General features: G+C 60.2%; 13 protein-coding genes, 2 tRNA genes and 2 pseudogenes. 9 read left to right on the top strand and 8 right to left on the bottom strand.

Going from position 1 to position 14,290, the window contains the following annotated elements:
* Positions 1-36: 36 nt before the first annotated feature.
* Positions 37-735: a monofunctional biosynthetic peptidoglycan transglycosylase gene (gene mtgA / locus ACZ5TB_RS03635; protein ID WP_464792039.1), complete on the top strand. Its 699-nt coding sequence runs from the start codon at positions 37-39 to the stop codon at positions 733-735.
* 752 nt (positions 736-1,487) lie between these two features.
* On the opposite strand, the gene clpX is transcribed toward mtgA, so the two are convergent.
* The 5 genes from clpX to ACZ5TB_RS03610 form a co-directional block, all read right to left on the bottom strand.
* The gene (gene clpX, locus ACZ5TB_RS03630) at positions 1,488-2,756 is read right to left on the bottom strand and encodes an ATP-dependent Clp protease ATP-binding subunit ClpX (protein WP_464792038.1); all 1,269 of its coding nucleotides are present in this window, start codon (positions 2,754-2,756) and stop codon (positions 1,488-1,490) included.
* Positions 2,757-2,888: 132 nt separating this feature from the next.
* On the bottom strand, positions 2,889-3,524 hold the full coding sequence (gene clpP, locus ACZ5TB_RS03625) for an ATP-dependent Clp endopeptidase proteolytic subunit ClpP (protein WP_196225949.1): 636 nt from the start codon (positions 3,522-3,524) through the stop codon (positions 2,889-2,891).
* Between the two features lie 89 nt (positions 3,525-3,613).
* On the bottom strand, positions 3,614-4,591 hold the full coding sequence (locus tag ACZ5TB_RS03620; protein ID WP_464792037.1) for a glycosyltransferase family 2 protein: 978 nt from the start codon (positions 4,589-4,591) through the stop codon (positions 3,614-3,616).
* Between the two features lie 172 nt (positions 4,592-4,763).
* A complete protein-coding gene (tig, locus tag ACZ5TB_RS03615) occupies positions 4,764-6,365 on the bottom strand; it encodes a trigger factor (protein WP_464792036.1) in 1,602 nt (533 codons plus the stop codon).
* 67 nt (positions 6,366-6,432) lie between these two features.
* A tRNA-Leu gene (locus tag ACZ5TB_RS03610) sits at positions 6,433-6,517 on the bottom strand.
* A 117-nt stretch (positions 6,518-6,634) separates the two neighbouring features.
* Between ACZ5TB_RS03610 and ACZ5TB_RS03605 the strand changes: the two genes are divergently transcribed.
* The 4 genes and pseudogenes from ACZ5TB_RS03605 to ACZ5TB_RS03590 all read left to right on the top strand — a co-directional run bounded on the left by ACZ5TB_RS03605 (position 6,635) and on the right by ACZ5TB_RS03590 (position 7,885).
* Positions 6,635-6,826 (top strand): hypothetical protein, encoded by a 192-nt coding sequence (locus ACZ5TB_RS03605; protein ID WP_464792035.1) that lies wholly within the window; start codon positions 6,635-6,637, stop codon positions 6,824-6,826.
* A 140-nt stretch (positions 6,827-6,966) separates the two neighbouring features.
* Complete coding sequence (locus tag ACZ5TB_RS03600; RefSeq protein ID WP_464792034.1) at positions 6,967-7,566, top strand: sigma-70 family RNA polymerase sigma factor; 600 nt, start codon at positions 6,967-6,969, stop codon at positions 7,564-7,566.
* Positions 7,550-7,600, top strand: a pseudogene (locus ACZ5TB_RS03595) (hypothetical protein); the annotation flags it as partial. The gene ACZ5TB_RS03600 and the pseudogene ACZ5TB_RS03595, both read left to right, overlap by 17 nt.
* Before the next feature lie 75 nt (positions 7,601-7,675).
* Positions 7,676-7,885 carry a hypothetical protein gene (locus ACZ5TB_RS03590; protein WP_464792571.1) on the top strand — a complete coding sequence of 70 codons (210 nt, stop codon included), beginning with the start codon at positions 7,676-7,678 and terminating at the stop codon, positions 7,883-7,885.
* Between the two features lie 30 nt (positions 7,886-7,915).
* Here the strand turns inward: ACZ5TB_RS03590 and ACZ5TB_RS03585 are convergent, their stop codons facing one another.
* Positions 7,916-8,614 (bottom strand): NAD-dependent deacylase, encoded by a 699-nt coding sequence (locus ACZ5TB_RS03585; RefSeq protein ID WP_464792033.1) that lies wholly within the window; start codon positions 8,612-8,614, stop codon positions 7,916-7,918.
* A gap of 104 nt (positions 8,615-8,718) precedes the next feature.
* Here ACZ5TB_RS03585 and dapB point away from each other — a divergent pair, with 104 nt between their 5' ends.
* The 4 genes from dapB (at position 8,719) to ACZ5TB_RS03565 (ending at position 10,790) form a co-directional block, all read left to right on the top strand.
* Positions 8,719-9,483: a 4-hydroxy-tetrahydrodipicolinate reductase gene (gene dapB, locus ACZ5TB_RS03580; RefSeq protein ID WP_464792032.1), complete on the top strand. Its 765-nt coding sequence runs from the start codon at positions 8,719-8,721 to the stop codon at positions 9,481-9,483.
* Between the two features lie 7 nt (positions 9,484-9,490).
* The gene (gene nth, locus ACZ5TB_RS03575) at positions 9,491-10,150 is read left to right on the top strand and encodes an endonuclease III (protein WP_464792031.1); all 660 of its coding nucleotides are present in this window, start codon (positions 9,491-9,493) and stop codon (positions 10,148-10,150) included.
* Positions 10,151-10,253: 103 nt separating this feature from the next.
* Complete coding sequence (locus ACZ5TB_RS03570) at positions 10,254-10,640, top strand: hypothetical protein (protein WP_464792030.1); 387 nt, start codon at positions 10,254-10,256, stop codon at positions 10,638-10,640.
* 73 nt (positions 10,641-10,713) lie between these two features.
* Positions 10,714-10,790, top strand: a tRNA-Arg gene (locus tag ACZ5TB_RS03565).
* A 24-nt stretch (positions 10,791-10,814) separates the two neighbouring features.
* Here the strand turns inward: ACZ5TB_RS03565 and ACZ5TB_RS03560 are convergent.
* Positions 10,815-11,288: pseudogene (locus ACZ5TB_RS03560) on the bottom strand (methylated-DNA--[protein]-cysteine S-methyltransferase); the annotation flags it as partial.
* 92 nt (positions 11,289-11,380) lie between these two features.
* Complete coding sequence (locus tag ACZ5TB_RS03555) at positions 11,381-14,278, bottom strand: M16 family metallopeptidase (RefSeq protein ID WP_464792029.1); 2,898 nt, start codon at positions 14,276-14,278, stop codon at positions 11,381-11,383.
* Positions 14,279-14,290 lie beyond the last annotated feature (12 nt).

The following is a 14,290-nucleotide window of genomic DNA, read 5'->3' as shown; positions in this document are numbered from 1 at the left end:
CTTGAATGCTCGACGGATCGCGCTACGAACGAGCAAATGAGTTCCACCATCGCCGCTTCGTCTCGCCACCGCTTCCGTTGGGTCGGCTTCGTCATCCGGATATTGGGCGGCTTTGTCGCGCTCTCATTGCTGTTGGTACTGCTCTATCGCTTCGTACCGCCACCCGTGACGTTGACGATGCTGGCCGATCCGAATGGCATCACCAAAGATTGGGTGGGTCTGGACGATATCGACCCGAACATGGCACGCGCGGCCATCGCAGGCGAAGACAGCCGCTTTTGCAGTCATCATGGTTTCGACGCAGTCGCGATCGCGCAAGCGCTGCGCCACAATGCCAGTGGCGGGAGGATTCGCGGCGGATCGACTATCAGCCAGCAGACCGCGAAAAATGTGTTCCTGTTTCAGGGTGGCGGCTTCATCCGCAAGGGGTTTGAAGCCTGGTTTACTATCTTGATCGAGGCGATTTGGGGCAAGCGGCGGATCATGGAGGTGTATCTGAACGTCGCGGAGACGGGGATTGGAACCTATGGCGTGCAGGCTGGTGCCATGCGCTATTTCCATCATGGCGCGGGCAAGCTGACGCGCGCGGAAGCGGCGCGAATTGCTGCCGTATTGCCGTTGCCCAAGAAAAGGGGCGCGATTGCACCGCGTGGCTTTACCCGGCGCTATGGCAACAGCATCGCGAACCGGATTGGGGTGGTGCAGCGGGATGGTTTGGATAGTTGCGTTCGGTGAATGAGGGGGGCGTATTTGGGTGGTTCGCGGAATGGCGGCTATCAGGCGGAATTTGTAGGAAGCCGCCGTTGATGTGGTAGCGCTTTGCCTTCGACCTCCTTATCACGTCCGTTATGAGCCGAGACGCAAAGCTATTCTTCAAACGTGCCCTTATGTCCGCCGTATTGGGCAGTGCGGTGGCAGCCATTGCATACTCCACATTCCTACTGCTGTTTGGACAGGTAAGAGGCAGCGTGGCATGGCTTCCCGTCGCCTTACTCCTTTTTGGTCCACCGGCCTTCTTCCTAGGGACGCCGATTACCTTGGTCGTAATGGGCCTTGTCGTGGCACCTTGCACTTGGCCCCTACGCCGTTTGCTCGTTCGACATCGCCATGCCTCGACCGTCTTGTTGGGCATTTCCGGTTGGCTGTTAGGTAGTGCGATCTCCGTGCAATGGCTAAGGGACGGTGCCCCCTCGATGCCCTACGACCCTGATGGATATGCGGGGCCGATCTTTGGCTTAATGTGCTGTGCAACGTGGGCCATAATGATGCCCACTACATCATGCGGTTTGTCCACCGAAACGGGCTTGGAGAAAGGATGACCTTTCTAGCGATGTGCGCGCGGCCCTGTCGAACGTCCGCTTGCTGCATGGACCCTTAGCCACTCAAATGACCAACTTTGGTCGAAAGCCACCCTGTTTCCCGACCCACCAAAAAGCCCCGCTGGAGCAATCCAGCGGGGCTTTTGAACGCCTAAGAGAACGCCGCGATCAGGCAGCGTCTTCGGCGCGTTTGTCCTTTTCGCTGAAGACCCGAATCGGTTCCTTGGTTCCAGCCACGACATCCTTGTCGACGACGACTTCGCCCACGCCTTCCATCGACGGCAGATCGAACATCGTATCGAGCAGGATAGCTTCCAGGATCGACCGCAAACCGCGTGCGCCGGTCTTCCGCTCGATCGCCTTCTTGGCAATTGCTGTCAGCGCATCGTCGGTGAAGCTCAGTTCGACATTTTCCATGTCGAACAGCTTGCCATATTGCTTCACCAGCGCGTTCTTCGGTTCGACCAGAATCTTGACCAATGCGGTCACGTCGAGATCTTCCAGTGTCGCAATCACCGGCAGACGGCCGACGAACTCGGGAATTAGGCCGAATTTCAACAGATCTTCCGGCTCAGACTGACGCAGCAACTCGCCCGTCTTGCGCTCTTCGGGGGCCGCGACATGGGCACCGAAGCCGATCGACTTGGCTTCCAGACGATCGCCAATGATCCGTTCCAGCCCGGCGAAGGCGCCGCCGCAGATGAACAGGATGTTGGTCGTGTCGACCTGAAGGAACTCCTGCTGCGGATGCTTGCGGCCGCCCTGCGGAGGAACCGAAGCGGTCGTGCCTTCCATAAGCTTCAGCAGTGCCTGCTGCACGCCTTCGCCCGATACGTCGCGGGTGATCGACGGGTTCTCGGCCTTGCGGCTGATCTTGTCGATTTCGTCGATATAGACGATGCCGCGCTGCGCCTTCTCGACATTATAGTCCGAGGCCTGAAGCAGCTTGAGGATGATATTTTCCACATCCTCACCGACATAGCCCGCCTCGGTCAGGGTCGTGGCATCAGCCATGGTGAAGGGCACGTCGAAGGTCTTGGCCAGCGTCTGCGCGAGCAGCGTCTTGCCGCAGCCGGTGGGTCCGACGAGCAGGATGTTCGACTTGGCAAGTTCCACCTCGCCCGGCTTGGTGCCGTGGTTGAGGCGCTTATAATGATTGTGGACCGCGACGGACAGGACACGCTTCGCCCGATTCTGGCCGATCACATAATCGTCCAGCACATCGCAGATTTCCTGCGGGGTCGGCACACCGCCATCCTTCTTGCCGACGAGACCGCCCTTGGTCTCCTCCCGGATGATGTCGTTGCACAGTTCCACGCACTCGTCGCAGATGAAGACGGTCGGCCCCGCGATCAGCTTACGCACCTCATGCTGCGACTTGCCGCAGAAGGAGCAGTAAAGCGTGCTTTTGGAATCGGAGCCTGTAAGCTTAGTCATTCGCCAATCTTTCCTCCCTGCCCCAAGCGAAAAGCCGCGACGGCGAGGGATATTCTGGTCCTAGGATCATCCTAGACCGCGTCACGCCGATTTCACAAGGGGAGAAAACGGCGCGCGCGATTAAGATCCATGTTAGCTGTCAGTCGTTTCGGGTGCCGCTGGACGGCGATCAAATACCTCGTCCACCAGCCCGAACGCCTTCGCCTCATCGGCTTCAAGGAAGGTATCGCGGTCCATCGCGCGCTCAACCTCGTCCAGCGACCTGCCGGTGTATTGCACATACAGGTCATTGAGACGGCGGCGAATCCGGAGGATTTCCTTCGCCTGGATTTCGATGTCCGAAGCCATGCCCTGGGCGCCGCCGGACGGCTGATGCACCATGATCCGTGCATTGGAAAGCGCGATGCGCTTACCCGGTTCACCCGCTGCCAGAAGGAAGCTGCCCATGGATGCGGCCTGACCGATGCAGACGGTGCCGACCTGGGGGCGGATATATTTCATCGTGTCATGGATCGCCATGCCCGCCGTCACCACGCCGCCGGGGGAATTGATGTACATCCAGATGTCCTTCTTCGGATTTTCCGACTCGAGGAACAGGAGCTGAGCGACGATGAGCGAGGCCATATGATCCTCAACCTGACCGGTCACGAAGATGATCCGTTCACGCAGCAGGCGGGAGAAAATGTCAAAACTGCGTTCGCCGCGATTGGATTGTTCGATGACGATAGGAACAAGCGCGGCCATGGGATCAGACATGATATTGGTCATTTTGCTCTTTCAGGGTGATTTTTGCCCGTTCTCTACATCGGCACAAAAGCGGGCGGGTTCAAGGGGTCCTGTGATCGCCGGTCGCGAGTTCAGCGGCGCGGTTCAAAATCGGAAGGCGCACGGAATGTCAGATAAGCAAGGCGCCGCACTTCCCGACGTCCGCGCACTACGGTGTCGAGGATCAGCCCACACATGCCCGATAGGGTAGCGAGTATCATCAGCCCCGTCACGAGGATCGCGGTCGGAAAGCGTGGCACAAGCCCGGTATCGAGATAGGTAAGGATCAACGGCGTGGCCAGAATGACAGCGGTGACTGCCAGCAGCGCCGCGATGATGCCAAAGAAAAGGATCGGCTTTTCGATCCGGTAGAGCGTGAAGATCGTTCGCAGGATACGCCACCCGTCGCGATAGGTCGACAGTTTGCTGACCGAACCTTCCAGCCGGGCGCCATAGGCAGTCATGATTTCGGAAACCGGCATCGCCAGTTCCAGCGCATGAACGCTGATTTCCGTTTCGATTTCGAAACCTGCGGACAGGACAGGGAAGCTTTTGACGAAACGGCGTGAAAAGACGCGATAGCCCGACAGTATGTCGGTGAAGCTACGACCGAAAAGTTGCTTCAGCAGGCTGGTGAGTGCCCAGTTTCCAAAGCGATGACCGCGGCGATAGGCTTCTTCCACCTCGCTCTTGCGCGCGCCAACAACCATGTCGAGATTATCCTCCAACATGGCGGCCACAAGCCGGGGCGCGGCGGCGGCATCATAGGTCGCATCACCGTCGGCCATGACGTAGATGTCAGCATCCACATCGGCGAACATGCGGCGCACGACATGGCCCTTGCCCTGCTGCGTCACGCGGCGAACGATCGCGCCAGCTCCAGCGGCGAGTTCAGCGCTGCCGTCGCTGCTGTTATTATCGAAGACGTAGATGTCGGCGGCGGGCAGTGCGCGACGGAAATCCTGCACCGTCTTCACGATCGCGCCCGCTTCATTATAGCAGGGCAGGATTACGGCAATGCGCGGACCTACCGCCCCCTGCCCGCTTGCCACTGCCGGAAATTCCTTCATCTGCCCCAAACCTCACCCGAACTTATCGCGGCATGACGTGCCGGGATTAACATTTCGTCTGCCATGCCGAGTGCTAAATGAAAAGCGCCCGTCTTCCATCTGGAGACGGACGCTTTTCATGTTTTGGTAGTGGCCCGGCGCACATAAGCGCTCAGCCGGGCAACCCCAATCCTTATTCAGCCTTGGCAGCAGCCTTCTTGGCCGGAGCCTTCTTGGCCTTGGGCTTTTCGTCAGCGGCAGCTTCTTCAGCCACGGCCTCGTCCTTCTTGGCGGCGGCCTTCTTAGCCGGAGCCTTTTTCGCCGGAGCTTCTTCAGCCGCAGGCGCGGCTTCGTCAGCGTCCGCAGCCTTCTTCTTGGGAGCAGCCTTCTTCGCCTTGGGCTTTTCGTCGTGATCATGATGATCATGGCCGCAACCCGGGCCGTGGACATGCGGCTTCAGATCGCCATCTTCCGCTTCAATCGCGGCTTCCAGCTCTTCGCGGCTGACGGCGCGGTCGGTGACTTCAGCCTTGCCGAACAGGAAGTCTACGACCTTGTCTTCATAGAGCGGCGCGCGAAGCTGAGCGGCTGCCATCGGGTCCTGACGGACATATTGGACGAACCGTTCACGATCCTGCGGGCCGTACTGTTGAGCGGCCTGCATGATCAGGCGGTTCATTTCCTGATCGGAAACCGCCACGCCATTTGCCTGACCGATTTCGGACAGAAGGAGACCAAGGCGCACGCGGCGAACGGCGATCGCACGATAATCTTCCTTCTCGGCTTCCATTTCCTTGAGAGCAGCTTCCGGGTCCGCCTCATGGCTGGCTTCGTGCTGAAGCTGTGCCCAGATCTGTTCGAACTCGGCTTCCACCATGCTCGGCGGCACGTCAAAATCATGGGCAGCGGCAAGCTGATCGAGCAGCTTGCGCTTCATGTGCGTGCGGGTGAGGCCATTATGTTCCTGCTCGATCTGGCCCTTCAACAGCTCCTTGAGCTTGTCGAGGCCTTCCAGACCCAGCGACTTGGCGAAATCATCGTCCAGCTTGGGCTTGTCGGCGTTCAGGATTGCCTTGACCGTGATGTCGAAGGTCGCTTCCTTGCCAGCGAGATGCGCAGCGCCATAATCCTCCGGGAAGGGGACGGTGATGGTCTTCTCGTCGCCCTTCTTCACGCCGGTCAGCTGTTCTTCAAAGCCGGGGATGAACTGGCCCGAACCGATCTTGAGCTTCACATCTTCGGCCGAACCGCCTTCAAAGGGCTCGCCGTCGATCTTACCGACGAAGTCGATAGTCAGCGTGTCGCCATCCTTCGCCTTGTGCGAAGCGGCATGTTCTTCCAGCGCGCCCTGCTGGGTCGCGATGCGGCCAGCGGCTTCATCAACCTGCGAATCAGCGACTTCGACGGTCAGACGCTCCAGCTTCAGACCTTCGATGCTGGGCGCGGCGATTTCGGGCAGCACTTCCAGCGCGACCTTAACCTCTGCGTCCTTGCCGAATTCAAAACCTTCGTCCAGCTCCACGGAAGGCTGCATCGCCGGGCGCAGCTTGTTGTCCGCGATCAGCTTTTGAATGCCTTCCTGGATCGAATTGTTAAGGGCGTCGCGCTGAAGCGATTCACCATGCATTTTCTTGACGAGGTTGGCAGGCACCTTGCCGGGGCGGAAGCCGGGCATCCGAACCTGCGGTGCGATCGCCGCCACTTCCTTTTCCACGCGGGCGTCGATGTCCTTCGACGTGATGGTCACGGTGTAGGCGCGCTTCAGGCCCTCGTTCAACGTCTCGACAGTCTGCATCTCTTCTCTCAAACGCTTTCTTCAGCTGAATTCAGGTGGCGCCTGACATGATCAAAGCCGGGCGCACTGGTGCGGGCGAAGGGACTCGAACCCCCACATCTTGCGATACCAGAACCTAAATCTGGCGCGTCTACCAGTTTCGCCACGCCCGCATCGGCCGCCGGTCGGCGCGGCATAGAGAAAAGCATCCGGGGAGGCAAGCAATTGTGGATAACTTGCCCGGAACTCACGCAGGGCCTCAGGCGTAACGTTTCGACAAGGAGAGAAATATGGCCACTCAGCCTGATCCGGAACCGATCGGCGTACCCCCGCCCGACACGATTCAGCCGCAGTCACCCCCGGAGTCGCCTCCCCCCTCTACCCCGGATGAAACGCCCGCAGGCGAACCACCCGAGGTCGTGCCGACGCGGCCCGATTTTGACCAGCCGGATCGGTCTATCCCGGAATTGCCGCCAGACTGAGCGTATGAGTGGCGTCATATTCTTGCAGTAGCGAGAAATTTTCTCCCTCTCCCGTGCTGGACAGGCCCCTGCAAGCATGATTGAACCACGGCAGATAGAAGAAAAGCGGGAGAGGCGCGGCTGACATCAAGGGGGTCATCGTGCATCGGGTTCGCGCCAAATTAGACTGGTTCAAGGCCGTTATATTACCACAGGAAGCTGCGCTTCGGGGACGACTCCGGAGAATTTTGCCATCCTTCCTGGAACTTGACGACATGGTCGCCGAGGTCATGGTCCGTGCCTATGCCACGGAAAATTGGAACAATGTAACGACGGGCCGTGCCTATCTGTTCACGATCGCCCGCAATCTGATCATCGACAATGCCCGGCGCAACAAGGTGGTCAGTTTCGAAACAATCGCTGACCTGGACCTGCTGCAAGCCGAAAACAGTGTCGAGGCTCAACTTCATGCCCGCGAAGCCCTGCGGCAGATCGAAGCGATCGTCGAAACGCTTCCGCCGCAATGCCGGAAGGTATTTGTCCTGCGCCGTATCCATGAAAGATCGATGATCGAAATAGCGGCAGAAATGTCCTTGTCCGTTTCTACAGTTGAAAAACATCTGGCCAAAGCCATCGCGATAGTTATGCGGGCATGGTCGGAACGTCAGGAAACGGATTTCGAACGTGCAAGCGTCGGGGCGAGGGTCAAGCAGCAGGGAAGAAATCGAGGCGAAAGCCGCGCGTCTGCTGGTCAGGCTTAACGCGGACCCGACTGCTCAGGATGAGGCGGAACTTTCCGCGTGGATCGAAGCGGACCCGCAGCACGCAATAGCTTACGCACGGGCGGAGGCGGCCTGGGAATCCGCTGAAGTGCTGAAGAGCGCGACGCCTGACAACGATTTGCCGACTATCGCGCACATCGCTAGCGAACCGCAGCGCCGCTTGTCGCGCAATATCATGATCGCGGGTGGAGTTGTCGTAATCCTGTTCATCATCGCCGCCATCTTTTCGGTGCGCACGGTCGATGACGCCGATCATCAGGAAACGCGAATCGGAGAGGTGCTCCTTCGCTCCGCTTGACGAGTGACGCCGAGGCATCACTGACGGCATCTAGGCCAGTAATTCTCTTACCAGATCAGGCACGAGATCGCTGGCAAGACCGATGCGAGTTTCTTCGAAATAGAAGCTGCCCGCCGAGGGCTCCAAATTCAACTCCACCGTCCGGGCGCCAGCATGCCGCGCCGTCTGGACAAAACCTGCGGCCGGATACACCGCGCCAGAGGTGCCGATCGAGACGAATAGGTCGGCCCGGCGGAGCGCCGCATCGACAACATCCATCTGGTACGGCATTTCACCGAAGAATACGATGTCCGGACGCAGGCTCGCACTGCGGCACGCTCCGCACGGCGCGCCCGGTGGCAAGGGATCAGACCACGACACCGCCTTGCCACAAGCGGCGCAGAGGGCCGATCGAAGTTCGCCGTGCATGTGTATCAGGCGACGAGCGCCCGCCCTTTCATGAAGATCATCGACATTTTGCGTGACGATGAGCAGCTCGCCTGGCCATTGCGCGTCCAAGGCCGCCAAAGCCTGATGCGCCGGGTTCGGCTCAACTTCATGCAGCTTCGCGCGCCGTTCGTCATAGAAGCGATGCACAAGTGCGGCATTGCGCTCCAGCGCCTCTGGCGTGCAGACATCTTCCACATGATGGCCTTCCCACAGGCCATCAGGTCCTCGAAATGTCGCGAGTCCGCTTTCGGCGGAAATTCCGGCGCCAGTCAGAATGACGATGTTGAAGATGTCGTCCATCTCTTCATCATGTCTGCTGCTCAATCCAAAAGCTACAGCTTCCAGATGACAAGGCTGGGTCATTCTGGCATCGGACGGGCGGATTTCCGGGGACAAGCACCATCATGACGAAGATCGGACTTTTTGGAGCAGCGGGCCGCATGGGACGCACGATCGCCCAGGTCGCGATCGAAGCAGGGCTGAACATCAGTGGCGGTACAGACCGCGAAGGCAGTGGAGAGCTTCTGCCGGGACTTGCGATCACATCCGATCCGCTGGCGTTGGCGGAACACAGTGACGTGCTGATCGACTTTTCGGTTCCGGCTGCTCTTTCCTCCCATCTTGATGCGTGCGTTGCGGCCAGGAAGCCGATCCTCATCGGCACCACCGGGCTGGAACAGGTGCATCACAATCTGATCGATGAAGCCGCTCGGATGATCCCCGTGCTTCAGACGGGCAACACCTCTCTGGGCGTAAACCTGCTGTCAGCATTAGTCGAACAGGCTGCGGCGCGCCTTGGAGATGATTGGGATATCGAAATCGTCGAGATGCATCATCGGCACAAGGTTGATGCGCCGTCGGGCACCGCGCTTCTGCTGGGTGATGCAGCGGCACGTGGCCGAGCCATCGAGCTTTCCAGCAACAGCGAAAGGGGCCGCGACGGCATTACCGGCGCGCGGGCGCAGGGTGCGATCGGGTTTGCGGCGCTGCGGGGCGGGTCGGTTGCGGGCGATCATCAGGTGATTTTCGCCACCGATGGCGAGCGCATTGAACTCAGCCATCGCGCGGAGAGCCGCGTCATCTTCGCACGCGGTGCCGTGAAGGGCGCGGCCTGGCTGATCGGCCAGCCTGCCGGGCGCTATGACATGAAGGCAGTGCTTGGCCTTTGATCCTGCGATGAACAAGGCGCAGATCTTCGACTTCTTCAGCCGCCTCGCGGAGGCCAATCCGGCGCCGCGAACGGAACTGGAATATGGCAACGACTATCAGCTTCTGGTCGCGGTCGTGCTGTCCGCCCAGGCAACCGACGTCGGCGTCAACAAGGCCACGCGCGCGCTTTTCAAGCAGGTGGAAACGCCCGCCGAGATGGTCGAACTTGGCGAAGAGGGCTTGAAGCAGCACATCAAGACGATCGGCCTTTTCAATGCCAAAGCGAAGAATGTCATCGCCCTGTCCGAAATATTGGTGGGCGATTTTGGCGGCGAAGTCCCGCAGGATCGCGACATACTCACGACGCTGCCGGGGGTGGGCAGGAAAACGGCGAATGTGGTGATGAACACGGCCTTCGGGCATGAGACGTTCGCCGTCGATACCCATATCTTCCGCGTAGGCAACCGTACCGGCCTTGCACCGGGCAAGACGCCCCTGGCGGTCGAACAAAAGCTGGAGAAGCGCGTACCTGGCCCATTTCGCCGCGATGCACACCACTGGCTCATCCTTCATGGCCGCTATGTGTGTAAGGCGCGTCGGCCGGAATGCTGGCGCTGCATCCTCGCCGACCTCTGCCGCTTCAAGCCCAAGACCCCTGCTCCCAAAGGAGCCACGCCGATCAGCTGAACGCCCGCCATTTTCATGCGGTTCAGCCAAGCTGTGCTAGGGCAAAGACGGAACGCGCCACTCGATGACGTGTTACCCGTGACGACAATAAGGAGAGACAATCATGTTCGTCCCTGTTTCCCCGGCGCTTCGGCTGGGTGTCGCCGTGGCGCTCATGTCCCTGGTTGCCCCGGCCACGGCCAAGACGCGGCCCGACAATCTGGTCGCAGCTGGCAAGCCTGTTGATTGCATCCAGATAAATTCGATCCGCCAGACCGATGTTCGTGATGATCGGACGATCGATTTCATTCTGAACGGCAGTAAGGTGTACCGGAACACACTTCCAAACAGTTGCCCAAGCCTGGGTTTCGAACGACGCTTCATGTACAAGACAAGCCTGTCGCAGCTATGCTCCGTCGATATCATCACGGTTCTGTACAATTCGCCTGATCTGAGGCGCGGTGCCAGCTGCGGGCTCGGCAAGTTCCAGCCCATGAAGAAGATCAAATAGTCGGCGCGTCGCGATTTTGGTGCTGGCGTCGGCAGTTGGGCTTTGCTAAGCGGCGCTTCGCACCAAGCGACATGCACCCATAGCTCAGCTGGATAGAGCGTTGCCCTCCGAAGGCAAAGGCCAGTGGTTCGAATCCACTTGGGTGCGCCATTCTCCTCCGGTTCGCAGCACAGACTGCTCATGATCCAGCAGGTATCGCTTGGCTTCCAGCCCGCCAGCAAAGCCGGTCAGCGCGCCCGCCGATCCAATCACCCTGTGGCAGGGCGCGATAATGGAGAGCGGGTTGCGGCCGTTAGCAGCGCCGACCGCGCGGGAGGCTGAGGGATGGCCGATATCCGCTGCCACCTGACCATAGCTGCGCAATTGCCCGAACGGAATGCGTAGCAGGGCCGCCCAGACCTGCTTCTGAAAATCCGTCCCCTGAAAATCGAGCGGAATATCGAAGCGAGTGAGCCGACCCGAGAAATAGGCGCGCAATTGCCTCGACGTTTCCTGAAGCAGTGGGTGATCCGGGGTCTTCGCCCCAGGCCTGACCCGTACGCGCAGGGGATCGTCATTTTCCCACAGCAGGGCAGCCAGGCCCTTTCCGCTGGCGATCATGGTGAGATCGCCCACCGGGGACCGGAATATGTCAAAGGCGAATGTCACGGCCTATCCTCTCAACTTCGGAAGGTCTGACGAATAGCCCGCCCTCTTTGCGTTGGCTTCCTGCCACTTGCCTTCAAAAGACCGTCGTACCGTCAGCGAGCGTCCACCCCCTCCGGCAGCACCACAGCCGACCAGCTCTTCCCCGGAACCAGATATTTGGCGGCAAGCGCCTGAAGCTGAGCGGGGGTCACCGACAGCATGTCCTTCGCCATGGTCTGCATTGCCTGCACATATTGCGGGTTCTGGGTCGCGCCTTCCATCTGGTTCATCCAGAAGGCATTGCCAGTGCTCGCCCGCATCAGCAGCTGGCGCATCGGCGCGACGGCGCGCTGAAGCTCGTCGTCGCTGACCGGGTTTTTGGCGAGGTCAGCCGCCGTATCCTTAACGACGCCGTAGAAATAATTGATGCGGTCGGGACGCACCTGGCTGGTCACCAGAATGTAGCCGCCGCTTTCATAGGAAAACGGCCAATTATTCTGCACGCTGGGCGAATAGGCGGCTCCTTCCGTCGACCTCAGCCGATCGAATAGACGATCATTGAAGATTTGCGTCAGGATTTCGAGCTGACGCGCTTCCTTCGTAAGCGCAAAACCCCCTGCCGTTGGCCAGGCCATGACCGCTGCGGCTTGCTCCTTGTCGCCCTTGTGCCGCAGAACGACCGGCGTCGCGACATGGGCGGGGAAGCGCATCTGCTTGTTCGCGGGCGGAACCGGAACGTCCGGCCTTGCGGGCAGCGCGCCAAAGGTGGCGGCCACCGCTTCGATCGCCTCCTCAGGCTTCACCTGCCCAAAAATCTGCACTTCAATTGGTCCAGAAGCCAGCAGTGGCTCCCAGGTGGACCGAAACGCCTGCGGGGTCAGCGCCTCTATCTCGTTTCGCGAAGGGGTGCGGAACCGAACGTCCTTGTCATGAAGCAGCCAGTTGAGATCGCGTGCCAACACTGAATCTGGCGCGCGCGCCATGGCGTCATAAGCAACTGCGGCGCCTGTCTTCACTCGGGCGATCGGTGCCGGGTCCCAGCCCGGCGCGGCCAATTTGGTCGCGAAGAGTTGCAACTGATCCCGGTAATCAGCCGGGCGAGTGACGGCCTGCATTTCGAAAGCATCGTCATCGATTGAGAAATCCATTCCCATGCGGCGACCATTTGTCAGGTCATCCAATTCACGCTGACCCAGCTTGCCGATTCCACTCGCCACCAACGCATAATTGGCGGCCCAGCCGGGTGCTGCCTTCGTAGGCGAAAAGGCCAGCTGTCCGTGGCCGAAGCGGACGTTGATCCGCACCTTTTCCGTTTCAGCATTATTGGCGAACAGGGTGAGTTTCACACCATTAGCGAAGGTCACGCTCTCCATGCCGGGCAAGCCGACCTGCGCCCGCGACACCACTTTTCCGGGAGGACCAAGCTTAGGAAGGTCCGCCATCGTGATCGCCTTGTCCGCCAACCGGGCGTTGGTGGCAGCCTTCACGGGCGCGGCAAGGGCAGCGGACAGGCGGGCGTCGATCCCCGGCACCGGCTTGCCCGTAATCAGGAGGGCTCGGAACACGCCGGCAGAAAACAGGCGGCGCGTGGAGTCCAGTATCTTCTGCGGCGTCATGGCCGGTTTGCCGGATCGGAATATCTCCAGCGCAGCCTGAGGGCTGACGGTGGTTTCGCGAATATCGACGGCGCTCACGAGATCGCTCGCCTGCTTGGCGCCCGCTTCCGTGTCGGCGTTCTCGACCTGAATGGCGAGCGCCGTGTCGATCTGGGCATATTCCCTGTCAATTTCGAGCTGACTCGGCGCGCTGGCCTTCGCGTCTTCGATAATCGCGCGGACATCGCCCAAGGCCTTTTCCCAATTCTCGCCCGTGGGGACCAAGGTGACGAAGGTCCCGTCGGCCGATCGGCTGACATCCTGCTGATCGACGCTCGCCTGAATGAAGCTGCCTCCGCTGCGGGCTGCTTGTTCGAGGCGGCGGCTGATGATCTGCAGCGCCAGCATATCCGTCAGCTTGTCCTGATTGTAGACGATGGTGTCGGCATGGAGCTTCCATGGACGGAGCCAGGCCATGGTCAGGCCCGTGGGCGCGCCCGGCTCGACCGCGACACTGGTCGCAGGTGCTTTAGCATCCGGCTCACCGAAATCCGGGAGCGCAGCCCCCTGCCCCGGCACCGACCATGACGCGAAATTATCCTTGATGATCTGCTCGGCTACAGCGGGATCGATGTCGCCCGCTATCGAGATCACTGCATTTTCCGGGCGATACCAGCGCTGATGAAAGGCCTCCATCCGCGCGGCAGTGGCAGCATTGAGGCTGGCGACCGTGCCAATGGGGCTGCGCTCCGCAAGAAGCTGACCTGCGAAGAAGTGGCGGCGGCTTGCGTCGGAGATGCGCATTTGCGGCCCATCCCCTTCCCGCCGCTCAGCCAGCACGACCGCCCGCTCCGCTTCAACGGCACTATCCACGATGTTGGGATCGACCATCATGCCCGCGAGAATTTTCATGCTCTCGCCAAGGCTGGCCGATGTCGCCTGAGGAAGGTCGAGCGCATAGGTGGTGCCGGTGGGCGTCGTCTGCGCATTGCTGTCGCTGCCGAAGGTAACGCCCAGCCGCTGCCATATTCGTTTGGACTCGCCATCGGGCACATGGCGCGATCCGCGGAAGGTCAGATGCTCCATGAAGTGCGCATAGCCCTGCTCATCGGGCTGCTCCATCAGGGCGCCGACATCCATGCGCAGGCGGACGGAGACCTGCCCCGGCGGAACGCCATTGCGGCGAACGGCATAGCGCAGGCCATTGGGCAAGGTGCCGAAGTGCCATGCCGGATCGATGGGCACGTCGCTATTTTCATAGAGCCACGGCCTGACCTGCGCCTGCGTATCGTTGGTGGCCGACGCCGACTTTGCCGGGGTCGTGCCAGTTCTGGCCGACAGGGAAGCCGGGATGCCCGAAAGCAGCAATGCAATGACGGACAGCGAAACGGCAGGACGCCGGAGGGAAAAGCTCATGGCGCCGTAGCC

The sequence above is a fragment of the Sphingobium sp. TomTYG74 genome (assembly GCF_055393875.1).
Note: the sequence above shows the minus strand (reverse complement) of the source record. Positions and strands in the feature narration are given on the sequence as shown.